Source organism: Caulobacter sp. GW821-FHT12D05, from assembly GCF_058807295.1.
In genome coordinates, this window is sequence record NZ_JBXAQO010000004.1 from 893,970 (window position 1) to 917,604 (window position 23,635).

Annotated in this window: 29 protein-coding genes; 17 read left to right on the forward strand and 12 right to left on the reverse strand. The window is 68.2% G+C overall.

Going from position 1 to position 23,635, the window contains the following annotated elements:
• Positions 1–12 precede the first annotated feature (12 nt).
• Both AC1RRR_RS22490 and AC1RRR_RS22495 read left to right on the forward strand, forming a co-directional pair.
• On the forward strand, positions 13–735 hold the full coding sequence (locus AC1RRR_RS22490) for a DUF1223 domain-containing protein (RefSeq protein WP_492816263.1): 723 nt from the start codon (positions 13–15) through the stop codon (positions 733–735).
• Positions 736–1,274: 539 nt separating this feature from the next.
• Entirely contained in the window at positions 1,275–1,610 is a 336-nt protein-coding gene (locus tag AC1RRR_RS22495) for a DUF2794 domain-containing protein (protein ID WP_492816265.1), read from the forward strand.
• Here the strand turns inward: AC1RRR_RS22495 and AC1RRR_RS22500 are convergent.
• The gene (locus AC1RRR_RS22500) at positions 1,607–1,945 is read right to left on the reverse strand and encodes a hypothetical protein (RefSeq protein ID WP_492816267.1); all 339 of its coding nucleotides are present in this window, start codon (positions 1,943–1,945) and stop codon (positions 1,607–1,609) included. The genes AC1RRR_RS22495 and AC1RRR_RS22500 overlap by 4 nt on opposite strands.
• A 98-nt stretch (positions 1,946–2,043) precedes the next feature.
• Positions 2,044–2,796: a Bax inhibitor-1/YccA family protein gene (locus AC1RRR_RS22505; protein ID WP_492816269.1), complete on the reverse strand. Its 753-nt coding sequence runs from the start codon at positions 2,794–2,796 to the stop codon at positions 2,044–2,046.
• 201 nt (positions 2,797–2,997) lie between these two features.
• On the opposite strand from AC1RRR_RS22505, the gene AC1RRR_RS22510 reads away from it, so the two are divergent.
• Together AC1RRR_RS22510 and thpR are read left to right on the forward strand one after the other, a co-directional pair.
• A complete protein-coding gene (locus AC1RRR_RS22510; protein ID WP_492816271.1) occupies positions 2,998–4,050 on the forward strand; it encodes an aldo/keto reductase in 1,053 nt (350 codons plus the stop codon).
• Between the two features lie 13 nt (positions 4,051–4,063).
• Positions 4,064–4,603 carry an RNA 2',3'-cyclic phosphodiesterase gene (thpR, locus tag AC1RRR_RS22515; protein WP_492816273.1) on the forward strand — a complete coding sequence of 180 codons (540 nt, stop codon included), beginning with the start codon at positions 4,064–4,066 and terminating at the stop codon, positions 4,601–4,603.
• On the opposite strand, the gene AC1RRR_RS22520 is transcribed toward thpR, so the two are convergent.
• Both AC1RRR_RS22520 and AC1RRR_RS22525 read right to left on the reverse strand, forming a co-directional pair.
• Entirely contained in the window at positions 4,600–5,037 is a 438-nt protein-coding gene (locus AC1RRR_RS22520; RefSeq protein ID WP_492816275.1) for a hypothetical protein, read from the reverse strand. The two genes, thpR and AC1RRR_RS22520, sit on opposite strands and share 4 nt — an antisense overlap.
• 408 nt (positions 5,038–5,445) lie before the next feature.
• Positions 5,446–5,826, reverse strand: a complete 381-nt coding sequence (locus AC1RRR_RS22525) for a DUF2237 family protein (RefSeq protein ID WP_492816277.1) — start codon at positions 5,824–5,826, stop codon at positions 5,446–5,448.
• Between the two features lie 90 nt (positions 5,827–5,916).
• Here AC1RRR_RS22525 and AC1RRR_RS22530 point away from each other — a divergent pair, with 90 nt between their 5' ends.
• Together AC1RRR_RS22530 and AC1RRR_RS22535 are read left to right on the forward strand one after the other, a co-directional pair.
• Complete coding sequence (locus AC1RRR_RS22530; RefSeq protein ID WP_492816279.1) at positions 5,917–6,801, forward strand: HpcH/HpaI aldolase/citrate lyase family protein; 885 nt, start codon at positions 5,917–5,919, stop codon at positions 6,799–6,801.
• Between the two features lie 20 nt (positions 6,802–6,821).
• Entirely contained in the window at positions 6,822–7,787 is a 966-nt protein-coding gene (locus AC1RRR_RS22535; protein ID WP_492816281.1) for a hypothetical protein, read from the forward strand.
• Here the strand turns inward: AC1RRR_RS22535 and AC1RRR_RS22540 are convergent.
• Together AC1RRR_RS22540 and AC1RRR_RS22545 are read right to left on the reverse strand one after the other, a co-directional pair.
• Positions 7,784–8,209, reverse strand: coding sequence for an HIT domain-containing protein (locus AC1RRR_RS22540; RefSeq protein WP_492816283.1), 426 nt, complete (start codon positions 8,207–8,209; stop codon positions 7,784–7,786). The two genes, AC1RRR_RS22535 and AC1RRR_RS22540, sit on opposite strands and share 4 nt — an antisense overlap.
• Positions 8,202–9,248, reverse strand: coding sequence for a MaoC family dehydratase (locus AC1RRR_RS22545; RefSeq protein ID WP_492816285.1), 1,047 nt, complete (start codon positions 9,246–9,248; stop codon positions 8,202–8,204). The genes AC1RRR_RS22540 and AC1RRR_RS22545 overlap by 8 nt, the downstream gene beginning before the upstream one ends.
• 135 nt (positions 9,249–9,383) lie before the next feature.
• Here AC1RRR_RS22545 and mdh point away from each other — a divergent pair, with 135 nt between their 5' ends.
• Positions 9,384–10,346 carry a malate dehydrogenase gene (mdh, locus tag AC1RRR_RS22550; RefSeq protein ID WP_492816287.1) on the forward strand — a complete coding sequence of 321 codons (963 nt, stop codon included), beginning with the start codon at positions 9,384–9,386 and terminating at the stop codon, positions 10,344–10,346.
• A gap of 77 nt (positions 10,347–10,423) precedes the next feature.
• Here the strand turns inward: mdh and AC1RRR_RS22555 are convergent, their stop codons facing one another.
• Complete coding sequence (locus tag AC1RRR_RS22555; RefSeq protein ID WP_492816289.1) at positions 10,424–10,855, reverse strand: CBS domain-containing protein; 432 nt, start codon at positions 10,853–10,855, stop codon at positions 10,424–10,426.
• 118 nt (positions 10,856–10,973) lie between these two features.
• On the opposite strand from AC1RRR_RS22555, the gene AC1RRR_RS22560 reads away from it, so the two are divergent.
• The 6 genes from AC1RRR_RS22560 (at position 10,974) to AC1RRR_RS22585 (ending at position 16,145) form a co-directional block, all read left to right on the forward strand.
• Positions 10,974–11,480: a DUF1993 domain-containing protein gene (locus AC1RRR_RS22560; protein WP_492816291.1), complete on the forward strand. Its 507-nt coding sequence runs from the start codon at positions 10,974–10,976 to the stop codon at positions 11,478–11,480.
• A 218-nt stretch (positions 11,481–11,698) separates the two neighbouring features.
• Positions 11,699–13,228, forward strand: a complete 1,530-nt coding sequence (gene ffh / locus AC1RRR_RS22565) for a signal recognition particle protein (RefSeq protein ID WP_492816293.1) — start codon at positions 11,699–11,701, stop codon at positions 13,226–13,228.
• A gap of 27 nt (positions 13,229–13,255) precedes the next feature.
• Complete coding sequence (gene rpsP, locus AC1RRR_RS22570; RefSeq protein WP_492816295.1) at positions 13,256–13,795, forward strand: 30S ribosomal protein S16; 540 nt, start codon at positions 13,256–13,258, stop codon at positions 13,793–13,795.
• 57 nt (positions 13,796–13,852) lie between these two features.
• Positions 13,853–14,434 carry a ribosome maturation factor RimM gene (rimM, locus tag AC1RRR_RS22575; protein ID WP_492816297.1) on the forward strand — a complete coding sequence of 194 codons (582 nt, stop codon included), beginning with the start codon at positions 13,853–13,855 and terminating at the stop codon, positions 14,432–14,434.
• 23 nt (positions 14,435–14,457) lie between these two features.
• Positions 14,458–15,048, forward strand: a complete 591-nt coding sequence (locus tag AC1RRR_RS22580) for an NUDIX hydrolase (RefSeq protein ID WP_492816299.1) — start codon at positions 14,458–14,460, stop codon at positions 15,046–15,048.
• A gap of 56 nt (positions 15,049–15,104) precedes the next feature.
• Entirely contained in the window at positions 15,105–16,145 is a 1,041-nt protein-coding gene (locus AC1RRR_RS22585; protein ID WP_492816301.1) for a S41 family peptidase, read from the forward strand.
• Position 16,146: 1 nt separating this feature from the next.
• Here AC1RRR_RS22585 and AC1RRR_RS22590 read toward each other — a convergent pair whose 3' ends face one another.
• Complete coding sequence (locus AC1RRR_RS22590) at positions 16,147–17,001, reverse strand: acyl-CoA thioesterase (RefSeq protein ID WP_492816303.1); 855 nt, start codon at positions 16,999–17,001, stop codon at positions 16,147–16,149.
• 81 nt (positions 17,002–17,082) lie between these two features.
• On the opposite strand from AC1RRR_RS22590, the gene AC1RRR_RS22595 reads away from it, so the two are divergent.
• Complete coding sequence (locus AC1RRR_RS22595) at positions 17,083–17,997, forward strand: histone deacetylase family protein (protein ID WP_492816305.1); 915 nt, start codon at positions 17,083–17,085, stop codon at positions 17,995–17,997.
• 67 nt (positions 17,998–18,064) lie between these two features.
• Here AC1RRR_RS22595 and AC1RRR_RS22600 read toward each other — a convergent pair whose 3' ends face one another.
• The 3 genes from AC1RRR_RS22600 to AC1RRR_RS22610 all read right to left on the reverse strand — a co-directional run bounded on the left by AC1RRR_RS22600 (position 18,065) and on the right by AC1RRR_RS22610 (position 19,297).
• The gene (locus AC1RRR_RS22600) at positions 18,065–18,163 is read right to left on the reverse strand and encodes a hypothetical protein (RefSeq protein WP_295110033.1); all 99 of its coding nucleotides are present in this window, start codon (positions 18,161–18,163) and stop codon (positions 18,065–18,067) included.
• Positions 18,164–18,380: 217 nt separating this feature from the next.
• Positions 18,381–18,800, reverse strand: coding sequence for a PaaI family thioesterase (locus AC1RRR_RS22605; RefSeq protein ID WP_492816307.1), 420 nt, complete (start codon positions 18,798–18,800; stop codon positions 18,381–18,383).
• Positions 18,797–19,297 carry a PaaI family thioesterase gene (locus AC1RRR_RS22610; RefSeq protein WP_492816309.1) on the reverse strand — a complete coding sequence of 167 codons (501 nt, stop codon included), beginning with the start codon at positions 19,295–19,297 and terminating at the stop codon, positions 18,797–18,799. The genes AC1RRR_RS22605 and AC1RRR_RS22610 overlap by 4 nt, the downstream gene beginning before the upstream one ends.
• Before the next feature lie 25 nt (positions 19,298–19,322).
• Between AC1RRR_RS22610 and AC1RRR_RS22615 the strand changes: the two genes are divergently transcribed.
• Positions 19,323–20,351: a ligase-associated DNA damage response exonuclease gene (locus AC1RRR_RS22615; protein ID WP_492816311.1), complete on the forward strand. Its 1,029-nt coding sequence runs from the start codon at positions 19,323–19,325 to the stop codon at positions 20,349–20,351.
• Here the strand turns inward: AC1RRR_RS22615 and AC1RRR_RS22620 are convergent.
• Complete coding sequence (locus AC1RRR_RS22620; protein ID WP_492816313.1) at positions 20,327–21,499, reverse strand: citrate/2-methylcitrate synthase; 1,173 nt, start codon at positions 21,497–21,499, stop codon at positions 20,327–20,329. The two genes, AC1RRR_RS22615 and AC1RRR_RS22620, sit on opposite strands and share 25 nt — an antisense overlap.
• A gap of 76 nt (positions 21,500–21,575) precedes the next feature.
• On the opposite strand from AC1RRR_RS22620, the gene AC1RRR_RS22625 reads away from it, so the two are divergent.
• Positions 21,576–22,661: a citrate synthase/methylcitrate synthase gene (locus tag AC1RRR_RS22625; protein WP_492816315.1), complete on the forward strand. Its 1,086-nt coding sequence runs from the start codon at positions 21,576–21,578 to the stop codon at positions 22,659–22,661.
• 31 nt (positions 22,662–22,692) lie between these two features.
• Positions 22,693–23,616: a cation diffusion facilitator family transporter gene (locus tag AC1RRR_RS22630; protein WP_492816317.1), complete on the forward strand. Its 924-nt coding sequence runs from the start codon at positions 22,693–22,695 to the stop codon at positions 23,614–23,616.
• Positions 23,617–23,635: the final 19 nt, after the last annotated feature.

The window sequence follows — 23,635 nt, forward strand, 5'->3', positions numbered from 1 at the left end:
AAGTGACCCGCAATGCGTAAGGCCGTCCTCCCCCTGCTCGCCCTGGCCCTGTCCGGCGTTCTCGTTCCCGCCGCGTGGGCCCAAAAGGCGCCGGTGGTGGTCGAGCTGTTCACGGCCCAGGGCTGCTCGTCCTGCGGCAAGGCCAATCAGGTTGCGGCCGACCTGGCCAAGGACGACGGCGTCCTGGCCCTGACCTATTCGGTCGACTACTGGGACTATCTCGGCTGGAAGGACACCTTCGCCAAGCCGGTCTTCGCCGAGCGTCAGCGCGCCTACGCCAAGAAGTTCGCCCTGCGCGACGTGCCTACGCCCCAGGTGGTGATCGCCGGCCGCGTCCAGGCCTCGGGCGCCAAGGCTGAGGCGGTGCAGGATCTGGTCAAGACGGCCAAGCGCACCCCACTGAATGCGCCCGACATCGAATTCATCGGCAAGACCCGCGTCGCGGTCGGCTCGGGCCCCGCCCCGCGCGGCGGCGGTGAGGTCTGGCTGGTGCGCTACGACCCGCGCGAGCAGGACATCGCCGTCAAGCGCGGCGACAACAAGGGCCAGACCCTGGTCCACCGCAATGTGGTGCGCGAGTTGGTCAAGCTGGGCCCCTGGGCCGGCAAGCCCAAGCTCTATCGCTTGCCGACCGTCCTGGGCGCCGACTCCGACCTGGAGACGGTGATCCTGGTGCAGGGCGCCAAGGGCGGCCGCATCCTGGGCGTCCTCGAGACGACCAAGACCGAGCGCTAAGCTCCCTGGACTTCAGACAACAAAAAACCCGCGTGGCCGGAGGGGACGGGCCACGCGGGTTCCTTTTGCATGTCGGCGAGAAGCGTCTCGTGACCGGGCGGGCTGGGGGGCTGGACAGGAACCCGGTCCGCTCTTCGTCGACGCTCTCTTTATCGCGGCCGGTTCGGGCGAGGTCTGGGCCGAACCAAGGTCGTTTTGCGGCGGGAGTTTTTCGGATTTGCGAATGCAAAAAGCCCGCGCGGTGGGGGGAGAACCGCGCGGGCTAATTGGGGGAGGGGATATAGAGTTTGTCGGCTGACCGGCCCGCGATCTGGGGGGCTGGGGGGGCTGTTCAGGATCCGAGACCGTGGGGTGTCCGATCAGCCGACAATGTTGTTATCGACCCGCAAACAGGCGGGCGATGGACCGAAATAAGGTCATATCGCGGCGCACCGTGACCATGTGGTGTCATTTTCCCCCGGCGTGACCGTCGCGACACGGATCGTCTGGAAGGTGGGCGGGACTGTTCCATTCGGCCGATTTGGGCTTAGATTCACGGGATGGCCCTGGATTCCCATCCCACCGCACCCGTCGGCGGCGTCGTGTTCTTCGAGCGCCGCGAGCTGGATCAGCTGATGCGCCTGTACGGCCGGATGGTCGCGGCGGGCGAGTGGCGCGACTACGGGATCGCGGGACTTTCCGACCGGGCGGTGTTTTCGATCTTCCGCCACGCCGCCGAGGCCCCGCTTTATCGCGTCGAAAAACACCCGTCCCTGGCCCGCAAGCAGGGCGCCTGGGCGGTGTTCGGCCAAGGCGGCCAGATCCTCAAGCGCGGCCACGAGCTGCCGCTGGTGCTGCGGGTGTTCGAGAAGGGCAAGTTCTCGGTCGTCGACTAGAAGCTGAAACCCAGCTTCGCCCCGACGAAGCGGCCGTCATTGTCATACCCGCGCGCCGTGCCAATGCCGCTGGTGTCGGCGCTGGGCTGGATGCCGCACAGCACGCCAACCCCGCCCGAGACCCCGCCTTCGCGCCGCTCGATCGCCGTCCGGGCGACGCCCCTGGGCAGCGGGGCGGGGGCCTGGGCGTAGCGCAGCTCCACCGGGCCAACCGGCTTCAGGTTCAGGGGCGTGGAGAGGTTCGGCGTCTTCATCGGCGGATAGGCCGGGATCGTCTCGGCATGCGCGCCGGTGGCGACCATCATCGCGACTGTCAGGGCGAAGGCTCGGATCATCGTCGTCTCCATCCCCATCCATGTGGGTGCGAACGGGCCAAAGAAAAAGCCCCGGCGGTTTCCCGCCGGGGCTCGATCTTTCGACCCTTCCGCTCGTCTTAGCGACGCGTGCCCAGGATGCTGAGCAGGAATTGGAAGAGGTTGATGAAGTTCAGATACAGGCTCAGCGCGCCATAGTTGGTGGCCACGGCCATCGACTGCTGGTCGCCGCCCAGGGCGTAGTAGGTCATCTTCAGGCGCTGGGTGTCGTAGGCGATCAGGCCCGCGAAGATGAACACGCCCAGCAGGCTGATGATGAACGACAGGCCCGGCAGGTGCAGGAACATCTGGGCCAGCGAGGCGATCATCAGGCCGATCACGCCCATGATCAGGAAGCTGCCGAAGCCGGTCAGGTCCTTCTTGGTCGTGTAGCCGAACAGGCTGAGGCCGCCGAAGGCGATGGCGGTGATCAGGAAGGTCGAGGCCACCGAGGCGCCGGTATAGGCCAGCAGCCACACGCCCAGGCCCGCGCCCATCGACGCCACCAGCGCCCAGTACAGCGCGCCCGACGAACGGGCGGTCGGGTTCTTCATGGCGAACATGGCGACCAGCATCATCGCCAGCGGGGCGAAGCGGATGATCGTGCCGGCCAGGGTAAAGCCGGCAAGGCGGCCGTCCGGGGTCAGCACGTACAGCAGGCTGGCGACCGGTTGATAGGCGCTGGTCAGGAAGGCCAGGCCTGCCGACAGCAGGAGACCCAGCGCCACCTTGTTGTAGACGCCGAGCATGAAACTACGCAGGCCGGCGTCAACCGACATGTCGGCGCGATCCGCCGGGATCGAGCGCGCGTAGTCGCGGTTGAAGTCGTTCATCGAATTAAGCCCTTGAGCTAGAGCGTCCACGGTGGACGCGATCCTGAATATCGGGTGTCCCGGCCCGTGGCGCAATCCCCCTCCGCGATGCGTTCATGGTATGCATTCGGGAGTACAGCTGATCGGCGCCGCGCCTTGCGGGACAACGGCAGACGCCCTTAGAAAGCTCCCCACACAAGGCAAAACAGGGGCGCGTCGCCGATGGAATACGTCAAGCTGGGCCGCACGGACGTGTCCGTCTCGCGCTGTTGCCTGGGCACCATGACTTGGGGCTCGCAGAATAGTGAAGCGCAGGCCCACCAGCAGATGGACTACGCGCTGGGTCGCGGGGTCAATTTCTGGGACACGGCCGAGATGTACGCCAGCCCGCCCAATGCCGAGACGCAAGGCCGGACCGAGCAATATATCGGCTCCTGGCTGGAGAAGACCGGCAAGCGTCACGAGATCGTGCTGGCCTCCAAGGTCGCCGGCCAGGGCGCGGCCTTCGGCGGCCTGCCGTGGATGCGCAAGGATGGCTCGGTGACCCGCCAGACCAAGGCCCAGATCGACGAGGCCGTCGAGGGCTCGCTGCGCCGCCTGAAGACCGACTATCTGGACCTCTACCAGCTGCACTGGCCCGACCGGCAGGTGCGGGTGTTCGGCGGCCAGGCCTACAAGGACTACGACCAGAACTTCGAGGCCTTCGGCGACATTCTCGAGGCGCTGGACAAGCATGTGAAGAAGGGCTCGATCCGCCACCTGGGCGTCTCCAACGAGTTCCCCTGGGGCGTGATGAAGTTCCTGGCCGAGAGCGAGACCAAGGGCCTGCCGCGCATCGCCTCGATCCAGAACGCCTATCACCTGGCCAACCGCACCTTCGAATACGGCCTGGCCGAGATCGCCATGCGCGAACAGGTCGGCCTGCTGGCCTATTCGCCGCTGGCCCAGGGCCAGCTGACCGGCAAGTACCTGGACGGCGCCCTGCCGGCCGGCTCGCGCAAGGCGCTCTACAACCGCATGCAGCGTTATGAAGGCCCGGGCTCGCAGGAGGCGTTCCGCGCCTATGTCGACCTGGCCAAGGCCAAGGGCATCGACCCGGCCCAGCTGGCGCTGAAGTTCTGCGACACCCGCCCGTTCGTGACCGCCACCATCATCGGCGCGACCTCGATGGACCAGCTGACGACCGCCATCGACGCCTTCGACCTGGCCTGGACCGACGAGCTGGAGACGGCGGTCAACGCCATCCACGCCCAGCACCCCAACCCCTGCCCGTAGGCGTCAGACCGCGATGATCCGCCTCTTCACCGCCATCGCCGTTCCGCCCGACATCGGCCAGGGCCTGCTCCCGCGCCAGTACGGGATCGAGGGCGCGCGCTGGCGGCCGCTGGAGGCGTTCCACATCACCCTGCGCTTCATCGGCGACGTGCAGGAGCCGGTCGCCGCCGACCTGGACGAGGCCCTGGCCCAGATCGAGGCGCCGGCCTTCGACCTGGCCTTGGCCGGCGTCGGCCATTTCGGCGAAGGCCCCGATATCCACGCCGTCTGGGCCGGGGTCGAGGACAGCGCGCCGCTGCGCCGCCTGCAAAAGGCCAATGAGAGCGCCGCCCGCGCGGCCGAGCTCAAGCCCGAAAGCCGGCTCTACACGCCGCACGTCACCCTGGCCTATCTGAAGCGCGCCGCGGTGCCCGAGGTCGGCGCCTGGATCCAGGCCAACAACCTGCTGCACTCGCCCAGTTTCCGCGTCGACCGTTTCGGCCTCTATTCCAGTTGGCAGACCAGCGAAGGCTCGGCCTATCGGCTGGAGCAGGAATATCCGCTGGCCGGCTAGTTCGGGAAGGCCGGCGGCTGGGGCGGCCCTGCGTCGCGCGGCAGGTACAGGCCGTAGGCGGGCGCCGGGACCGGACCGCGATAGGTGTCGAGCGGCCAGAACTCGGCGGCGGGATTGCGCCAGCCGATGTAGCGCAGGCGGCTCAAAGGCTCAGCGGTATATTCGTTCACCCAGCCGGCGCGCTTGCAGCTGCTGTACTTGGCCGAGGTCTCGGCCCGGCAGCGAAAGCCGCCCTCGACGGCCTGACAGTCATCGACCTGGCGCGAGGGGTGGTAGCACTGGGCCAGATCCTTGGCCGTCGCCTTGGCCTGCTCGGTGGCCAGGCGCTTGGCCGCCTTCTGGGTCGGGGCGGTGGCGTAGTGCTGCCCGTCAGCGACCGCGCTTCCGGCGGCCAGGAACAACAACAGGCTGAACGCGACAAGACGCTTGTCCATCACTCGACCTCCCAGTGTTTTTCATTTGTCGTATATTTCGGAGGTTGCGACAAGTGCGGCTGTAGATCCTCCCCTAACGGAGGAGGTGGCGCGAAGCGCCGGAGGGGGTAGTTGTCCTGGCCCGGTCTCTTCCCCCTCCGTCGTCGCTGCGCGCCGACACCTCCCCCGCTAGGGGGAGGATCTGATGGGCATTGAGCCGCCTCTATCCTCGGAACATGCTTTCAACGGCGGCCGCGTGGAGCTGAGAGCGCATGACTCAGCACTGGCCCCCACCTGACCCGCTTGCGCAGGTCTGTCCGCCCCCAAGCGGGGCGGAGAGGGAAGGCGCTGCCCAGCCGGGGCCGTATCTCTCCTCCCCCTGTTGGGGGAGGGGGACCGGCGAAGCCGGTGGAGGGGCCGGCGCCGGCCTCAAGCCACCGCGTGATCCTTCAGGACGCCCAGCGTGACGATGGCCAGCATCTCCTCGTGGGTGGCTTCCAGCACCACCTGGGGGGCCATGCCGGCGTCGAGGGCTTCTTTCCAGCGGCCGGCGCACAGGCACCAGCGGTCGCCGGCCTTCAGGCCCTGGAAGGCCAGTTCGGGGCGCGGGGTGGAGAGGTCGTTGCCTTGCGCCTTGGAGAAGGCCAGGAAATCGTCGGTCATCACCGCGCAGACGGTGTGCAGACCCAGGTCGTGCGGACCCGTCTCGCAGCAGCCATTGCGATAGAAGCCGGTGACCGGGTCCATCGAACAGGCGGCCAGCTCGCCGCCCAGGACGTTCCGGGCGCTCTTGTCGTAACGGGTGCTCATGTCGGCGATCCTACGCTCGCATGCGCCTAAGGGAAGGCTTTTGCCGCGGCGCGGCGATGCTTAGGGTCGAAGGGCCAAGGGAGTTTCCGCATGTCCGACACCGCTATCCGTCCGCGCCGCAGCGCGCTCTACATGCCCGCCTCCAACGCCAAGGCGGTGGAAAAGGCCCGCACGCTGGACGCCGATGTGATCATCCTGGACCTGGAGGACGCCGTCGCGCCGGAGATGAAGCCGGCGGCGCGCGACGCGGCCGTGGCGGCGGTCAGGGCCGGCGGCTTCGGCGCGCGCGAGGTGGTGATCCGGGTCAACGGCTTGGACACGCCCTGGGGACATGAGGACCTGCGGGCCGCCGCCGAGGCGGGACCGGACGCGGTGCTGGTGCCCAAGGTCGACGACGCTGCCGATGTGCGCCTGTACGACCAGCACCTGAACGGCGCGCCGCCGCACACCCGTCTCTGGACCATGATCGAGACCGCAAAGGCCGCTTTCCACCTGTGGGAGATCGCCGGCGCGGTCCATGGCACGCGGCTGTCGACCTGGGTGATGGGCGTCAACGACTTCGCCAAGGAGATGCGGGCCCGCCAGACTCCGGACCGCGCGCCGTTCCTGCCGCTGCTGACCTTGTCGGTGGCGGCGGCGCGCGCTCACGGCCTGACCATCCTGGACGGCGTGCACAACGACATCGAGGAACTGGCGGCGCTGGAGGCGGTCTGCGTGCAGGGCGTCGACTTCGGTTTCGACGGCAAGACCCTGATCCATCCCAAGCATCTGGAGATCTGCAACCGGGTCTTTTCGCCCTCGCCGGAGGACCTGGCCTGGAGCCGCGCGGTGATCGCCGCCTTCAACGCGCCCGAAAATTCTGGCAAAGGCGCCTTGCGGGTGGGCGGCAAGATGGCCGAACGTCTGCATCTGGCGCAGGCCGAGCGCCTGGTCGCGGTGGCGGAGGCTATCGCGGCGAGGTCGGCTTCCGCCTAGGGGGCAGTTGAAGGTTTCTGATGCGGGCTATCGTTCTCTCCGTCGTCATGGTCGCCAGCCCCGCGCTGGCGCAGACCCCGGCAGCGCCCGCGCCTGTTCCGCAGGTCTCGGCTCCGGCGATCAGTGATGCGCCGGTCAGCACCGCGCCGCCGGCGGCCGAGGTCCCGCAGGCCATCGATCCGCTGGCCGACCTGATCTCGCAGAGCAGCCAGACCACCGACGAGGAAGAGGCCGAAACGGCCAACAAGCCCGCGCCCAAGCATCGCGGCGTGATCCTGCCGATCCCGCCGCCGGAAGCGGCGGTCGCGCCGGACGGCGGCCCGACCCGCGCCCAGGTCTACGAGATGCGGGTCAAGGGCTCGGTGGCGGCGGCCCAGAGCCTGCAAGGTCCGCTGGACGGCGGCTGGAACATCACCGGCGCCGGCGGCGGCCAGATCTACGCCCTGCAGATCGTCGACAAGGCCGGCGGTTATGGCGAGCTGGAAGGCGCGTGGCGCGACCTGCGGCGCCCCGGCAGCGTCGGCTCGACGGGCCTCGTGGAAGACCTCCGCCGCGAGGGCGATACCGTCGTCGTGCGCTTCAGCCCCAAGGGCGGCCAGTCCACGGTCCTGACCCTGCGGCCGTCGGGCTATGAGCGCTGGGCCGGCGAGTTGGCCGAGAATGGCCAGGCCGTGGCGGTGACCGCCGAGCACATTCTCCCGCAGGCCCCGCCCGGCTACGAGACCGATCGGCGCGGCCCTTATGTCTGGCCCGTCGCCCAGCGCGCCGCTGTCAGCCGTCCCGCGCCCGCCGCGCCGGCCTGCTCGACCAAGGGCAAGAAGGGCAAGGCGCTGAAGGCCGCCAAGGCCAAGTGCGCGGCGGCGGCCAAGAAGAGCGGCAAGGGCTCGGCCGTCAAGAAGGGCAAGGGCGGCAAGGCCTCCAAGGCGACTGCCGCCAAGCGCGGCAAGGCGACGGCGAAGAAGAGCTCGAGCAAGAAGCGGCGCTAGGCCTTCACGGCCTTGCGCGCCGCCGCGATCGGCGCGGCCAGGGCCTCGGTCGAATAGGCGCTGGCCGGGCTGTGGCCCCAGACGGGACCGGGCCAGGCCGGATCGTCCTTGCGGCGACCCACGACATGGACATGCAGCTGGGCGGTGACATTGCCCAAGGCGCCGACGTTCAGCTTGTCGACGGCGAGGCCCAAGGCCGCGCCGACCGCTCGCACGGCAGTCCCCGCCAGGACGATCTCTTCCATCAGCTGGATCCGATGGGCCGTATCCAGCTCCTCGATCTCGCGCAGGTCGGCCTGGCGCGGGATCAGGACCAGCCACGGATAACGGCTGTCGTCTTGCAGGCGCACCTCGCACAGCGGCAGGTCGGTGACCTTGTGCGACGTGGCGACGAAGGCCGGATCGAGTTGGAAATCAGCCACGCTTAGGAACCGCCGCCCAATAGTCGAAGTCGAGAATGACGGCCGGATCGTAGACCCCTTCGCCATCCTTGTCCGGGAAGTCCGCGCACGGCCGGTCTTTGGTCGCCACCAGCCGCAGCCGCAAAGCCCCGACGTCGCCGAGGTCGGCCTTGTCCAGCACCTCGCTCCAGGCGAACACCGTGCCGCCGGCGAAGAACGGGGCCACGTGCCGGCCGCCATTGATCGCCAGGATCAGGCCGGCATTCTGCAGGCCGTTGAACGACAGCGCCTTGGCGGTCGAGATCACCACGCCGCCATAAACGAGGCGTTTGCCGGACGGGTCCTTGGCGCGTTCGAACGCGTTGAAATGGACCTTGGCCGTGTTCTGCCACAGCCGGGTGGCCATCTGGTGCTCGGCCTCTTCCACCGCCATGCCGTCGACATGGTCGATCTTCTCGCCGATCGCATAGTCCTCGAAGGCGTGCGGCGCGCCGGCCAAGGCCCAGTCATAGCCGGAGAAATCCAGGCCCTCAGGAACCGTGAGGTCGGCCGGGGCCACCGCCGCTGACAGGTTCGGAACCGCCTGCTCGGGGATCTGCGCCGCCGGGTCGCGCTTTCGCACCATCACCCAACGCACGTAACTCAGCACCGCCTCGCCGCGCTGGTTCGTGCCGGTCGTCCGCACATAGACAACGCCGGTCTTGCCGTTGGAGTTCTCCTTCAGCCCGATTACGTCGGAGACGGCGCTCAGGGTGTCGCCCGGAAACACCGGGGCCAGGAAGCGGCCCTCGGCATAGCCCAGATTGGCCACCGCGTTCGGGCTGACGTCCGGCACCGTCTTGCCGAACACCACGTGGAAGGCGATCAGCGGATCGACCGGCGCGGCGCCAAGGCCACAGCTCTTGGCGAATTCATCGGACGAGAACAGCGAAAAGCGGGGTCCATAAAGCGCCGTGTACAGCGCGACATCGCCCGCTGTGACCGTCCGGGGCGTGGCGTGGACCAGCCGTTGGCTCAAGCGGAAGTCCTCGAAGAAATGGCCCGGATCGGTCTTGCTCATGCCCGGTGCTCCTTATCGGTGTTCAGCCATCTTTGTCGCAGTGCAGCGAAACCGGAAAGAGGGCTTGAGACTGGACCGTTCCGGGTCTAGACCGCGCCGCGACATTCCACTGTCCACAGCCTTGATGGAGACCCCATGGCTCGCGCGAAGATCGCCCTTATCGGCGCCGGCATGATCGGCGGCACCCTGGCCCACATCGCCGCTCGCGAAGAGCTGGGCGACGTGATCCTGTTCGACATCGCCGAAGGCACCCCGCAGGGTAAGGCGCTCGACATCGCCGAAGCCTCGGCCGTGTTCGGCAAGGACGTGGCCCTGAAGGGCGCCAACGACTATGCCGACATCGCCGGCGCCGACGTCTGCATCGTCACCGCCGGCGTGCCGCGCAAGCCGGGCATGAGCCGCGACGACCTGCTGGGCATCAACCTGAAGGTCATGAAGGCCGTCGGCGAAGGCATCAAGGCCCACGCCCCGAACGCCTTCGTCATCTGCATCACCAACCCGCTCGACGCGATGGTCTGGGCCCTGCAGCAGTTCTCGGGCCTGCCGAAGGAAAAGGTCATCGGCATGGCCGGCGTCCTGGACTCGGCCCGCTTCGCCTACTTCCTGGCCGAAGCCACCGGCGTGTCGGTCGAAGACATCCACGCCTGGACCCTGGGCGGTCACGGCGACGACATGGTCCCGATGGTCCGTCACTCGACCGTCGGCGGCCTGCCGCTGCCGGAACTGGTCAAGCAAGGCTGGCTGACGCAAGAGAAGCTGGACGCCATCGTCGAGCGCACCCGCAAGGGCGGTGGCGAGATCGTCGCCCTGCTGAAGACCGGCTCGGCCTTCTACGCTCCGGCGGAATCGGCGATCGCCATGGCGACGTCGTACCTGAAGGACAAGAAGCGCGTCCTGCCGTGCGCCACCTTCCTGACCGGCCAGTACGGCCTGGACGGCCTGTACGTCGGCGTGCCGGTCGTCATCGGCGCCGGCGGCGCCGAGAAGATCGTCGAGTTCGAAACCAACGAAGCCGAAAAGGCGATGTTCGCGGCCTCGGTCGCGTCGGTCCAGGGCCTGATGGAAGCCTGCAAGGCCATCGACAGCTCGCTGGTCTAAGCGACTTTCGATCCCAAGAACGACGAAGGGCGGCTCCTCGCGGGGCCGCCCTTTTTCTTTGCTCGGTCTTAAAGCGCCTAGTGCGCCGCGTCGCCGGGTTCCTGCGAGATCTCTTCCAGGGTCTTGCCGACCTGCTTGGCGCCGTAGTCCTTGGCCACGTCACCCAGCGACAGGATGCCGGTCAGGTTGCCGGCGTCGTTGAGCACGACCAGGCGGCGGACCTGGTTGTTGGCCATCTTGGCGGTGGCGTCGGCCAGGATGTCGTCTTCCTTCACGCTCAGCACTTCACCGTCGGACATGGCTTCCGAGACCGGGCTGTCGAAGCTGCGGCCTTCGGCGACCACGCGCAGGACGATGTCGCGGTCGGTGACCAGGCCCAGCACCTTGCCGTTCTCGACGATCGGCACCACGCCGCTGTCGACCTTGGCCATGGTCTCGGCGACCTTGCGGATGCTGTCGGTAGGACGGGCGACCGAGACCTGGCTGGTCATGGCGTCGCTGACTTTCATGGGGAACCTCATCGGTTGGAATTCTGAGGCTGTAAAACCCACAGCTTGCGCCAACCGTTCCGCTTCCGGTTGTCACCGGGCGGCTCTATCTAGGCGCATCGTCTTCCCGGAGCTTCCCATGTCGATCTCGATCCGCCAGGCCAGCGTGCCCGTGTTCATCCAGGGCCTGAAGGGTCTGAAGGGCGTGCTGACCAAGGCCGCCGCCCTGGTCGAGGCCAAGAAGTGGGACCCCGACGCCCTGCTGAAGGCGCGCCTGTACCCCGACATGTTCCCGCTGATCCGCCAGGTTCAGATCGCCACCGACTTCGCCAAGGGCGGCGCCGCGCGCCTGGCCCAGGCCGAAGTGCCGGCCTGGGACGATGTCGAGACCTCGTTTGAGGACCTGATCGCTCGCATCGACCGCGCCATCGCCTTCGTGGAAGGCCTGGACGCGGCGGCCTTCGACGGCGGAGAGGCCCGTGACGTCCATCTGGTCCGCCGCGGCGAGACCAAGACCTTCAACGGCCTGGACTATCTGCAGGGCCAGGCGATGCCGAACTTCTTCTTCCACATCACCACCGCCTACGCGATCCTGCGCCACAACGGCGTCGAGGTCGGCAAGCGCGACTTCCTGGGCACGGCCTGATCCAAACCAAGGCGGGTCCATGAGGCCCGCCTTTGACTCTTCCGCCTTTTCTGTGCATAAGCCCCGGCTTCCGGCGCTTTATCAGCAGCGCCTCCACCGTCACGACCCCGGCCTGTTAGCGCAGGATCCATCCGGACGAGGACGGCGAGGACCCCCATCGACGTGATCGTCCATGGGGGCTGATTGCGTTTGGTCTGTAGTTTTAACCAGGGTTCGACATGTTCGACGGCCTTACAGAGCGACTTTCAGGCGTCTTCGATCGCCTCGGCGGTCGCGGCGTGCTGTCCGAAAAGGACATCGACGAGGCGCTGCGCGAAGTCCGCGTCGCCCTGCTCGAGGCCGACGTCGCCCTGCCGGTCGTCAAGGACTTCATCAGCAAGGCCAAGGAACTGGCCGGCGGTGAAGCGGTCATTCGCTCGGTCAAGCCGGCCGACCAGGTGGTCAAGATCGTCTATGACGGCCTGGTCGACATGCTGGGCGGGGAAGTCCCCACCGGCCTGAACCTGGCCCTCAACCCGCCGTCGGTGATCCTGATGGCCGGCCTGCAGGGCTCGGGCAAGACCACCACCACCGGCAAGCTGGCCCTGCGCCTGAGCAAGACCGAGCGCAAGAAGGTGCTGGTCGCCTCGCTCGACACCCGTCGTCCTGCCGCCATGGAGCAGCTGGCGACCCTGGCCAAGCAGGTCGAGGTCGAAAGCCTCCCGATCGTCGCCGGCCAGAGCGCCCCCGACATCGCCAAGCGCGCCCTGACCGCCGCCAAGCTTGGCGGCTACGACGTCCTGATCCTCGACACCGCCGGCCGCACCACGCTGGACGAGGCGATGATGAGCGAAGCGGCGGAAATCGCCCGCATCGCCACGCCGTCCGAGACCATCCTGGTCGCTGACAGCCTGACCGGTCAGGATGCCGTGCGCACGGCCAAGGCGTTCCACGAGCGCCTGCCGCTGACCGGCCTGATCCTGACCCGCGCCGACGGCGACGGCCGGGGCGGCGCGGCGCTGTCGATGCGCCACGTCACCGGCCTGCCGATCAAGTTCCTGGGCGCCGGCGAAAAGATCGACCAGCTGGACGTGTTCGACGCCCGCCGCGTCGCCGGCCGTATCCTGGGTCAAGGCGACGTCGTCGCGCTGGTCGAGAAGGCCGCGGCCGACCTCGACCATGCCGAAGCCGAGCGCATGGCCAAGAAGCTGGCCAAGGGCAAGTTCGACCTGGACGATCTGGCCGCCCAACTGCGTCAGATGCAGAAGATGGGCGGCATGGAAGGCATCATGGGCCTGCTGCCCGGTGTCCAGAAGGTCAAGAAGCAGATCTCCGAGAGCGGGATCGACGACAGCATCTTCCGTCGCCAGCAGGCGATCATCAGCTCGATGACCAAGGAAGAGCGCAAGAAGCCCGACATCCTGGCCGCCTCACGCAAGCGTCGCATCGCCGCCGGTTCGGGCGTCGACGTCGCCGAGATCAACCGCCTGCTCAAGCAGCACCGCCAGATGGCCGACATGTTCAAGGCCATGTCCAAGGACGGCGGCAAGGGCCTGGCCCGCATGGCGTCCATGATGGGCGGCGGCGACATGGCGCGCATGAAGAACATGGGCGGCGGCAAGATGCCCCAGCCCGATCCCAACGCAGCGGGAGGCCTTGGCGGCGTCCCGGGGCTGCCCGGTCTGCCGGGCCTCGGGAGTGGCGGCGACGCCAAGCCCAACCCTCTCTCCGGCCTGGGCCTGCCCGGCTTCAACCCGTTCAAGAAATAGAACTTTAGACCCTAAGGACTACCTCAAATGCTGAAGATCCGTCTTGCCCGTGGCGGCGCCAAGAAGCGTCCGTACTACTCGATCGTCATCGCTGACAGCCACTCGCCGCGCGATGGCCGCTTCATCGAGAAGGTCGGCACCTACAACCCGCTCCTCAAGAAGGACGACGCCAACCGCGTCACCCTGAAGGTCGAGTCGATCCAAGAGTGGCTCAAGAAGGGCGCCCAGCCGACCGACCGCGTCGCGCGCTTCCTGGCCGCCCAAGGCCTGGTCGCCTGGACCCACGGCAACAACCCGCAAAAGGGCGAGCCGGGCAAGAAGGCCAAGGAACGCACCGCCGAGCGCGCTCAGCGCGAAGAAGACCGCAAGCAAGCCGAAGCCGACGCCAAGGCCGCTGCCGCCGAAGCCGCTGAAGCCGCCAAGGTCGCCGCTGCTGAAGCCGCCGCCGCTGCCGCCGCTGCTCCGGCCGTTGAAGAAGCTCCGGCTGAAGAAGCCCCGGCCGCTGAAGCCGCTGCTGAAGAGGCTCCGGCCGCTGAAGCTCCGGCCGAAGAAGCCTCGGAAGGCTAATCAGGGTTCTAGCGCCGTCGATCCTTTCCGGGTCGGCGGCGCGACTCTGTCCAGACCATGGCCAACTCTCCCGATGACCCGATGATCATGGTCGGCCGCGTGGCCGGCAGCTTCGGCGTGCGCGGCGAGGTGCGGATCACGACCTATACCGAAGAGCCGATGAGCATCGCGGCCTTCAAGACACTGAAGCGCCAGGACGGCTCGGTCGCCTTGACCATCGCCTCGGCGCGCAAGGCCAAGGATGGCGTCGTCTGCCGCTGTCCCGGCGTCGACAGCAAGGAAGCCGCCGACGCGCTTCGCGGCCTGCGCTTGTACGTCCCCCGCTCGGCTTTGCCCGAGCCGGACGAGGACGAGTTCTACCTGACCGACCTGGTGGGCCTGTCGGTTCGCCACATCGCCACCGACGTTCTCTTGGGCCGCGTGAAGAGCGTCCAGAATTTCGGCGCCGGCGACATTCTCGAGATCACCCCCGACCTGGGCGGCCCGACCTGGTACCTGCCGTTCACGCGATCGGCTGTGCCCGAGGTCAAGATCGGCGAAGGTCTGATCCTGGCCGATCCACCCGCCCTGGTGGGCGAGCACGAAGGTCCAGAGGACCAAGGCTCGGACGAAGACGAAGAGCTGGGCGACCGGGACTGATTTCCGCGTAGGAGCGTTCAACGATGTCGGACGGAAAATGGCGGGTCGCCGCCTCGCGCATCGTTCACCAGGACCGCTGGATCCACCTGCGCGCCGACGACTGCGTAACCGACGAGGGCGCGGTGGTCGCGCCCTACTACGTCCTGGAATATCGCGACTGGGTCGAGCTGGTCGCCCTGGACGCCGACAACAATGTCCTGCTGATCAAGCAATACCGCCACGCGCTGGGCGACATCTCCACCGAGCTGCCGGCGGGCGGCATGGACGAGGGCGAGACCGATCCGGTCGAGGCCGCGCGGCGGGAACTGCTGGAGGAAGCCGGCTGCGCGGGGACCCTGACCCTGCTGGGCGAAACCCGGCCCAATGCCGGCACGCACACCAATCGCATCCACATCATCCTGGCCCGCGACGTGGTGAAGGTGGCCGAGCCCAAGGACGATCCGCACGAGCGGTTGGAGACGGTCTGGGTCTCCGCCGCCGAGGCGCTGCGCATGGCCTTGGCGGGCGAGCTGACCGTCGGCATGCAGGCCGCTTCGTTGCTGCGCGGCCTGGTCGTCGCCGGCGTCGCCCAGATCGGGCTGGTCGATGACAAACAGGTCATGACGCAAGCTTAACTGGCGTCCGCGCCGGCCCGATGCGATCTGCCCCGCGACTTCGAAGGGGATCTCGCATGCGCCGCCTGCTCACCACCGCCGCCCTGGCCCTGTGCCTGGCCTCGCCGGCCTTCGCCGCCGAGGAACTGACCGCCAAGCAGGCCGGCCAGGTGGTCGACACGCTGGTCGGCCAGATGGGCGACTATTTCGATCCGGCCAAGGCTCAAGCGGTGCGCGTGGCGCTGAAGGCCCAGCGCGGCCAGCTGAGCAAGATCCACGACCGCCAGGTCCTGGCCGAGGCGCTCAGCGCCATCACGTTGAAGACCTCGGGCGACCAGCACCTGAAGGTCTCGGTGACCACGGCCAGCGCCGGCGTCGCCAGCGTCAGCGACGCCGACCAGGCCCTGATCGACCAGCGCCTGGCCTACGGCCTGATGGCGGCGCGGCGGCTGCCGGCCAATATCGGCTATCTGAAACTGCGCTACTTCGAGCAGACGCAGGCCGGCGCCGACCTGATCGACGCGACCATGGGCCTGCTGCAGCACACCGACGCCCTGATCATCGACCTGCGCGAGAACACCGGCGGCGGCGGGGCGTCCGACGCCCGTCTGCTGGGCCATCTGTCGAAGACGCCGCTGGTCATGACCCGTATCCACTGGCGCCAGCCGAACGGCGGCGAGACGGTCGAGCAGCGCCAGGTCACCGTCCCGGCCTCGGGGCCGCTCTATGCCGACAAGCCGGTGTTCGTGCTGACCGCCAACCGCACCTTCTCGGCCGCCGAGGCCTTCGCCTACGACATCCAGGCCAACAAGCGCGGCGTGCTGGTGGGGATGAAGACGCGTGGCGGCGGCAATCCGGCCAACCGCCCGACACCGGGCCTGGGCTTTGGCCTCGTCGCCTTCGTGCCTAATGGCTGGACCGAGCATCCGCTGACCGGCAAGGGCTGGGACGGGGTGGGCGTGAAGCCCGACGTCGAGACCGACGCCGCCCTGACCGAGGCCTACCGCCGCGCGCTGGCCGTCGCCAAGCCGCTGGTCTCGACCCCGAAGTCGGAAAAGGAGCGCGCCGACGCCATCGCCGATCCGGCGGCGGCGCTGCTCAGCGATCAGAAGCTCTAGGCTACTTTCGCACCCGCATCAGGCATTCCTGCGCCACCGAGGCTACCAGCCGGCCGTCCTTACCGTACATCTGGCCGCGCACCAGGCCCCGGCCTTGCGAGGCGCTGGGGCTGTCCTGGGCGAACAGGGTCCAGTCGTTGAAGTCGAACGGATGGTGGAACCACATGGCGTGGTCCAGGCTGGCGGCCTGCAGGCCGGGCGTGGTCCAGATCAGGCCGTGCGGCCGCAGAGCGCTTTCCATGAAGGCCATGTCCGACGCATAGGCCAGAGCGGCCTGCTGCATGCGGATGTCGTCGCCCAGCGGGGCCTTGGCGCGCATCCACACCTGCTTGGTTCCGGACTTCTTCACCGGGGCCATCGGGTTCTGCATGTCGACCCAGCGCGTGTCCACGGGGCGCGGACGCTCGGCCAGGGTGACGATCTTGGGATGGATCTGGTCGCCCAGGCTTTTCAGGAACTCGGCCTCGGTCGGCAGGCTGTCGGGATCGGGCGCGTCAGGGCGTTCGAACTGGTGCTCGAAGCCGTCTTCCGGCGTCTGGAACGAGGCGGCCAGGTTGAAGATCTGCTCGCCATGCTGGATGGCGGCCACCCGGCGGGTGGTGAAAGTGCCGCCGTCGCGGGCCCGCTCCACCTCGTAGAGCACGGGGGCGTTCACGTCGCCGGGGCGGATGAAATAGGCGTGCAGCGAGTGGCAGACCCGGTCCGGCACGGTCTTGTAGGCCGCCAGCAGGGCCTGGGCGATCACCAGGCCGCCGAAGATGCGTGGGAAGCCGTCATTGGGGCTGACGCCCCGGAACAGGTTCACCTCGATCGGTTCGAGGTCGAGGATGTCGGACAGGGTCTCGGTCGTCTGCATGGCGCAGTGCGATAAGCCCGCTTCGGCGCCGCCGCAAGCCGTCACCTTGCGTCACACGGCCGCGCTCCCCATCGTGGGGTGATGTCGCTTTGCCCGCCCGTGATCCACCACCCCGCCTTCCGCGCCGAGATGCCGGCAGGGCACCGCTTCCCGATGGACAAGTTCTCGCGCCTGGCCAGCGTGCTGGAGGCCGAAGGCGTTCCGGGGCCGGAGGGTTTTCACCGGCCTGAGTTCATTGATGTCGAGACCCTGCGGCTGGCCCATACCGAGGACTATGTCCGTGGCGTGATCGAGCTCAGCTTGCCCGCCGACGTGGTCCGGCGGATCGGCATGCCCAATACCGACAGCGTCGCGACCCGGGCCAGGGCGGCGACCGGCGGCACCCTACTGGCGGCGCGGTTGGCCCTGGAGCATGGCGTCGCCTGCAACACGGCCGGCGGCAGTCATCACGCTTCCGCCGAGAGCGGTGCGGGCTTCTGCGTGTTCAACGACGTGGCGGTGGCGGCGCGTCGGCTGCTGGCGGAGGGGCTTATCGGCCAGGCCCTGGTCGTCGATCTGGACGTCCATCAGGGCGACGGCACGGCGCGGATCTTCGAGGACGATCCCAGCGTCTTCACGCTGTCGATGCACGCCGAGAAGAACTTCCCGCATCGCAAGGCGGTCAGCAACCTCGACGTCGAGCTGGCCGACGGCACGGGCGATCAGGCGTACTTGGAAAAGCTGGAAGCGATCCTGCCGGCGCTGTTTAGCAGCGTCCGGCCTGACATCGTCTTCTTCAATGCGGGGGTGGATCCGCACGCGGACGACAAGCTGGGCCGTCTGTCGCTGACCGATGACGGTCTGGCGCGACGAGAGGCCTATGTCCTGGGCGCTTGTCTTGGTCTTGAGATCCCCGTGGTCGGGGTCATCGGTGGCGGCTACGACGCGGATATCGACCGCTTGGCTGCTCGCCACGCCATCCTGCATCGGACGGCCAAGTCTTTGTATTCTCGTTAGTTCTGCTTCGCCATCTCCGTCGAGGCGGCTCTGATGAGCGGCCCGACGGAGCTTACGCGGCGATCACTTAGAAGCTCGTGACGAGCGAACCGGCGATGACGACGAGCGGCAGAACCGCGAGAACGAGCGAGGCGAGGCCGGCGACGGCGTTGGTCTTCATGGTCATGGTCTTGATCCCTGTTCTTGTTGTCCGGCGCCCGTTGGCGTCCGGTGATCAGGGATATAGGCGTCGACTCCGGTTAATGCACGTTACTCATGCTTCATGACGCCGATTTAAGAAACTTTGTCGCACCTAATCGGCATTACAGAGGATTAATGTCGTCGCTAAATTTAGTTTCCTGGGAAACTTTATCCTTTGAGACGATTATTCCGGACCCGGACTGTTAATCCTCACTGGGCGCGACGAGAAACAGCCCCCGCATCGTCGCGATGGGGGCAGAACGCGCCTCCTGCCAAGCCTCGACATGGACGTTGGCGATGCGGCGGCCCAGCTTCTTGATGCTGGCGCGGGCATAGGTGGTCAGCGGCCGGCCCGAGCGCAGATACTCGATCGAGACGTCGATGGTGCGCGGCTGACGCTTCATCGGCGCGGCGACCGACAGTTGGGCCAGGGCCGTCATCTCCATGAAGGCCCCCAGCACCCCGCCATGGATGGCGGGCAGCATGGGATTGCCGACGATGTGCTGGGCGAAGGGCAGGATGGCGGTCATCTCGTCCCCGGCCAGTTCGGCCTTGATGCCCAGGAAGCGCGCGTAGGGAATGGAGTCCAGCATCGAGATCAGGCGGGTGTCGGCGTCGCTCATTGGCCGGTGCTCCCGGTCTTGGCCCGCGTCTCGCGCGGCGGCTTGAGGTTGGCGCCGGGCTTCTTGCCAGCGCTCGAGTCCAGCATGAAGGTCGCCTGGGCGGTGGCCACGGGATCTTCCGGATCGCGGTCGTAGGCCACGGCGCGAACGAACGCGATCGAGCGGGTCAGCTTGTAGCAATGGGCGCGGGCCAGGACGTCCAGGCCTGGCTCGGCGGCGCGCATGTAGTCGATGCGCAGGTCCAGGGTGGCGATCGAGGTCCAGGTCTCCATCGAGGCGTGGACGGCCTGGCCGCTGGCGTGGTCGAGCAGGGTGGTGACCACTCCGCCGGCGATGACCCCGGTCTCGGGATCACCGATGATCTCGGGCCGGTAAGGCACTTTCAGGATCGCGACGGAGTCGCCGATCTCCAGGGTGGTGAAGCCCAAGGCCTTGGCCTGGGGGCTGCCCTCGTTCATCGCCGTAGCGATCATGCGGCTCTGTTCGTTATCGCTCATGAGGATAGGCTTAGCGTCTTCCGCGTTGTCATATCCAGCCGTGATCAAGCCCGAAGACCTTCTCTGTCCCCGACCAGGCGGCCTCTACTGCCCGCCGGGAGACTTCTATATCGACCCCGTCCGCCCCGTGGACCGGGCGGTGATCACCCATGGCCATGCCGACCATGCGCGCGCCGGTCATGGGACGGTGGCCGCCACGCCCGAGACCCTGGCGATCATGGCGACGCGGTATGGCGAGGACTTCACCGAGCGTCGCCAGGCTGTGCCCTACGGCGAGACGATCGCCCACAACGGCGTCGAGGTGACCCTGGTCCCGGCCGGCCACGTGCTGGGCTCGGCCCAGGCGGTCGTGCGCTGGAAGGGCCTGACCATGGTGGTGTCCGGCGACTACAAGCGTCGCCGCGACCCGACCTGCGCGCGGTTCGAGCCCGTCCCGTGCGACGTCTTCATCACCGAGGCCACCTTCGGCCTGCCGGTCTTCCGCCATCCCGACGATGCGGGCGAGATCCGCAGCCTGTTGGCCTCGGTCGAGCAGTTTCCGGAGCGCTGCCACATCGTCGGCGCCTATGCCCTGGGCAAGGCACAGCGGGTGATCAAGCTGTTGCGCGAGGGCGGCTGGGATAAGCCGATCTTCGTCCATGGGGCGCTGGAGAAGCTGAACGCGCTCTACGAGGCACATGGCGTCGAGCTCGGCCCGCTGGCGCCGGCGACGTCGACGGGTCCGAAGGACGCCTTCGCCGGCCAGATCATCATCGCGCCGCCTAGCGCCGTGGCCGACCGCTGGTCGCGGCGGTTCCCGGATCCGGTGGACTGCTTCGCCTCGGGCTGGATGCGGGTGCGGGCTCGGGCGAGGCAGCGGGGTGTGGAGCTGCCGCTGATCCTCTCCGACCACGCCGATTGGGACGAGCTGACGTCGACCTTGAGCGAGCTACGGCCGGGCGAGGTCTGGATCACTCACGGTCGCGAAGAGGCCCTGGAGCGGTGGTGCGAGTTGGAAGGCTTGCCAGCGCGGGCGCTGCGGCTGGTCGGCTACGACGAGGAAGAGGGCGAATAGCCCTCCGGCGCGACGCCGACATAGCGCGCCCTGGGCCGGATCAGCCGCCCCGTCTGAAGTTGCTCGATCGCATGCGCGGCCCAGCCGGCGCTTCTGGCCGTCGCGAACAGGATGAACGGCGCGTCCGGCGGCAGTTTCAGGGTTCGCGCCAGGGTCACCAGGGCAAAGTCGATATTCGGCGCGAGGCCCGTGGCGGCTTCGGTCGCCGTGCGTAGCTCGGCCAGCAGGGGCGGGGCCTCAAAGGCGGCCAGCAGAGCGGCCGCGCGGGGATCGCCGTCCGGATAGAGCGGGTGGTCGAAGCCCGGCATAGAGGCTCCTCGGGCCAGTCTCGCGGAAACCGCATGATTGGCGTCGCGCCGTTCGGCCTCCTCGACGAAGGCCTCAACCCGCGCGGCCATGCCGCCGTGCAAGGGCCCCGACAGCGCCGACAGCCCTGCAAGGCAGGCCGCCGACAGCGACGCCCCGGTCGAAGCCGCCACCCGCGCCGCGAAGGTCGAGGCGTTCAGTTCGTGGTCGGCCAGCAGCACCAAGGTCCGCCGGACGAGGTCAGCCCCGGCCGCGTCCAGGCCCCAGGCGGCGGCGAAGCGGGCGTGGGCTGATCCTTCGCCGGTCTGGCCGGTGGCGGCGTCGACCACGGCTTCCAGCAGATCGGCGGCTTCCATGGCGAGCGCTAGCGGCGCACGACCTCGGGCCGGCGGTTCGCGGCCGGCGCGGGCGGCCAGGGTCAGGAACAAGCGGCCCCGCGCGCTGTCGGCGACCGGCGGCTCCGGACGGCGGGAGGACTTCAGCGCCGCGCCATGGCCGCCGCGCAGCAGCCGGCCGACGTTTTCAAGCGTCAGGCCCTGCTCCGCCAGTTCGACGGCGTCGCGGCCGCGATACCAGAGCCGTCCGCCCGCCACTGTAGTGATCGCTGACGGCAGGACCGGCTCGCCCCAGGCGATGGCCTCAGCGGCGACGTCGGCGGCGCGGCGACCGCGGGCCTTCTTCTGGGCCAGGGCGGCGACGTCCGAGGCGCGATAGAGGCTGCGGCGCGGGTCGTGCGGATGGGCGGCGGCCTCGATCCGGCCCCGGCTGACATAGGCGTAAAGCGTCTGCGGCCGGATCCCCAGCCGTTCCAGAACCTGATCCGCGTCCAGCCAATCCGCCATATAGATTGATTATATTGATCAAGATTGACGATCAAGGCTTGTGAGCGCTTTTCATCGCTACGAAAGGAGACCGCACATGTCTGATGGTCTTGAGGGCGTCATCGCCGCCCGCACCGTTCTGTCCGATGTCGACGGGGCCAAGGGCCGCCTGGTGATCCGGGGCTACGCCGTCGAGGATCTGTCGGGCCGCACCCGCTACGAGGAGGCCGCGCACCTGCTGTTCGACGGCTTCTTCGAGGACGCGCCGTCCGATCTGGCGCCCGCCTTGGGCGAGGCTCGCGTCCGCGCCTTCACCGAGGTCGCCGCCCTGGACGAGGGCCTGGCCCGCCGCGATCCGGTCGAGGCCATGCGCGCCCTGCTGGCCCGCCTGCCCGACGGCGACGACCTGAACACCGCCCTGCTGCTGATCGCCGCCCCGGCCGTCTTCACCCCCGCCGTGCTGCGGGTGGCGAAGGGCGAAAGCCCCGTCGCGCCCGATCCGGCCCTGTCGCACGCCGCCGACATCCTGCGCATGACGCGCGGAACGCCCGCCACCGACGCCGAGGCGGCCGCGCTGGACGCCTACCTCGTCACCGTCTGCGACCACGGCCTCAACGCCTCGACCTTTGCGGCGCGGGTGGTGGCCTCGACCCGCGCAGGCCTGACCTCGGCGGTGCTGGCTGGGCTGTCGGCGCTGAAAGGTCCGCTGCACGGCGGCGCGCCCGGCCCGGTGATCGAGATGCTGGACGAGATCGGCACGCCGGAAAACGCCCGCCCCTGGCTGGAGAAAGCCCTGGCGCGCGGCGACCGGCTGATGGGCTTTGGCCACCGCATCTACCGCGTCCGCGACCCGCGCGCCGACGCCCTGAAGGCGGCCGTGCGCAAGCTGGCCGACGCCTCGCCCAGCCTGCCGGGCCGCGTCGCCTTCGCCGAGGCCGTCGAGCAGGCGGCGCTGGAGATCCTGCGCGAGCACAAGCCCGACCGTCCGCTGGACACCAATGTCGAGTTCTACACGGCGCTGTTGCTCGAGGCGCTGGGCCTGCCGCCGGCCAGCTTCACCTGCGTCTTCGCCATGGGCCGCGTGTCGGGCTGGCTGGCCCATGCTCGCGAGCAACTGGCCGGCGGACGGCTGATCCGGCCGCAGTCGGTCTATGTGGGACCCGAGGTGCGCGCGGCGGCTTAGGTTTCCGCATCGGTTGCGGTAGATAGGGCTCATGTCCCTGTCCGCCGCCGCCGATCCCAAGGCCACCCGCAATGTCGCCCTGCTGTCCGTGGCGACGGCGACCGTCCTGATCATCGTCAAGGCGATCGCCTGGCAGGCCAGCGACAGCGTGGCGATCCTGGCCTCGCTGTCGGACTCGGCCCTGGACCTGGTGGCCTCGCTGGTGACCCTGTTCGCCGTGCGCTATGCCGCCGCTCCGCCGGACGCCGAGCACCGCTTCGGCCATGGCAAGGCCGAGGCCTTCTCCAGCCTGGTGCAGGGCGGTCTGGTGTTCGCCTCCGGGGCGCTGATCGGGCGCGAGGCCTTCAACGCCTTCCTCAATCCGCGTCCGGTCGAGCACGGGCTGGCGGGGGTGATCGTCATGATCATCTCGATTGTCCTAACCCTCGCTTTGATCACCGCCCAGACCAAGGTGCTGAAGGCCAGCGGCTCGATCGCCATCGCCGGCGACCGCGCCCACTACGCCGCCGACCTGGGCTCGAACGCCGTGGCTCTGGTGGGCGTCGGCGCGGCGTCGTGGCTGGGGCTGTCGTGGGTCGATGCGGCGGCGGGCCTGGTCGTGGCGCTGTGGCTGATCTGGGGCGCGATCGGCGTCTTCCGCGAGGCCTCGGGCCAGCTGATGGACACCGAGTTGCCGGAGGAGGACCGCGCGAAGATCCTGGCCCTGGCCACCGCCGACCCGCGCATTCTTGGCGTTCACCAACTGCGCACCCGCGCTTCGGGACCGTATGTCCACATGCAGATGCACGCCGATCTGGCCGCCGACATCTCCCTGGCCGAAGCCCACACTATCATGGTCGAGGCCGAAAATCGCCTTCTGGAGGCCTTCCCGGCGGCCGATATCCTGATCCACCCGGACCCGCGCGGTAAGGCCGAGCCGCACGGCGGATTGTTCGCCCAGCCCGTCGAGGGTTGAGTTCTCCGAGCGTGTGAGA

Bases quoted from the DNA above. Each gene is read 5' to 3' on its own strand.
- AC1RRR_RS22525 (WP_492816277.1), bottom strand. From the start codon at position 5,826: ATGAGCACCCGTTACGACAAGAGCGCCCGGAACGTCCTGGGCGGCGAG.
- AC1RRR_RS22500 (WP_492816267.1), bottom strand. From the start codon at position 1,945: ATGATCCGAGCCTTCGCCCTGACAGTCGCGATGATGGTCGCCACCGGC.
- mdh (WP_492816287.1), top strand. From the start codon at position 9,384: ATGGCTCGCGCGAAGATCGCCCTTATCGGCGCCGGCATGATCGGCGGC.
- AC1RRR_RS22620 (WP_492816313.1), bottom strand. From the start codon at position 21,499: ATGGCGGATTGGCTGGACGCGGATCAGGTTCTGGAACGGCTGGGGATC.
- AC1RRR_RS22585 (WP_492816301.1), top strand. From the start codon at position 15,105: ATGCGCCGCCTGCTCACCACCGCCGCCCTGGCCCTGTGCCTGGCCTCG.
- AC1RRR_RS22505 (WP_492816269.1), bottom strand. From the start codon at position 2,796: ATGAACGACTTCAACCGCGACTACGCGCGCTCGATCCCGGCGGATCGC.
- AC1RRR_RS22530 (WP_492816279.1), top strand. From the start codon at position 5,917: ATGTCCGACACCGCTATCCGTCCGCGCCGCAGCGCGCTCTACATGCCC.
- AC1RRR_RS22555 (WP_492816289.1), bottom strand. From the start codon at position 10,855: ATGAAAGTCAGCGACGCCATGACCAGCCAGGTCTCGGTCGCCCGTCCT.
- AC1RRR_RS22600 (WP_295110033.1), bottom strand. From the start codon at position 18,163: ATGACCATGAAGACCAACGCCGTCGCCGGCCTCGCCTCGCTCGTTCTC.
- thpR (WP_492816273.1), top strand. From the start codon at position 4,064: ATGATCCGCCTCTTCACCGCCATCGCCGTTCCGCCCGACATCGGCCAG.
- AC1RRR_RS22630 (WP_492816317.1), top strand. From the start codon at position 22,693: ATGTCCCTGTCCGCCGCCGCCGATCCCAAGGCCACCCGCAATGTCGCC.
- rpsP (WP_492816295.1), top strand. From the start codon at position 13,256: ATGCTGAAGATCCGTCTTGCCCGTGGCGGCGCCAAGAAGCGTCCGTAC.
- AC1RRR_RS22605 (WP_492816307.1), bottom strand. From the start codon at position 18,800: ATGAGCGACGCCGACACCCGCCTGATCTCGATGCTGGACTCCATTCCC.
- AC1RRR_RS22590 (WP_492816303.1), bottom strand. From the start codon at position 17,001: ATGCAGACGACCGAGACCCTGTCCGACATCCTCGACCTCGAACCGATC.
- AC1RRR_RS22490 (WP_492816263.1), top strand. From the start codon at position 13: ATGCGTAAGGCCGTCCTCCCCCTGCTCGCCCTGGCCCTGTCCGGCGTT.
- rimM (WP_492816297.1), top strand. From the start codon at position 13,853: ATGGCCAACTCTCCCGATGACCCGATGATCATGGTCGGCCGCGTGGCC.
- AC1RRR_RS22595 (WP_492816305.1), top strand. From the start codon at position 17,083: ATGTCGCTTTGCCCGCCCGTGATCCACCACCCCGCCTTCCGCGCCGAG.
- AC1RRR_RS22510 (WP_492816271.1), top strand. From the start codon at position 2,998: ATGGAATACGTCAAGCTGGGCCGCACGGACGTGTCCGTCTCGCGCTGT.
- AC1RRR_RS22520 (WP_492816275.1), bottom strand. From the start codon at position 5,037: ATGGACAAGCGTCTTGTCGCGTTCAGCCTGTTGTTGTTCCTGGCCGCC.
- AC1RRR_RS22610 (WP_492816309.1), bottom strand. From the start codon at position 19,297: ATGAGCGATAACGAACAGAGCCGCATGATCGCTACGGCGATGAACGAG.
- AC1RRR_RS22495 (WP_492816265.1), top strand. From the start codon at position 1,275: ATGGCCCTGGATTCCCATCCCACCGCACCCGTCGGCGGCGTCGTGTTC.
- AC1RRR_RS22625 (WP_492816315.1), top strand. From the start codon at position 21,576: ATGTCTGATGGTCTTGAGGGCGTCATCGCCGCCCGCACCGTTCTGTCC.
- ffh (WP_492816293.1), top strand. From the start codon at position 11,699: ATGTTCGACGGCCTTACAGAGCGACTTTCAGGCGTCTTCGATCGCCTC.
- AC1RRR_RS22580 (WP_492816299.1), top strand. From the start codon at position 14,458: ATGTCGGACGGAAAATGGCGGGTCGCCGCCTCGCGCATCGTTCACCAG.
- AC1RRR_RS22535 (WP_492816281.1), top strand. From the start codon at position 6,822: ATGCGGGCTATCGTTCTCTCCGTCGTCATGGTCGCCAGCCCCGCGCTG.
- AC1RRR_RS22545 (WP_492816285.1), bottom strand. From the start codon at position 9,248: ATGAGCAAGACCGATCCGGGCCATTTCTTCGAGGACTTCCGCTTGAGC.
- AC1RRR_RS22560 (WP_492816291.1), top strand. From the start codon at position 10,974: ATGTCGATCTCGATCCGCCAGGCCAGCGTGCCCGTGTTCATCCAGGGC.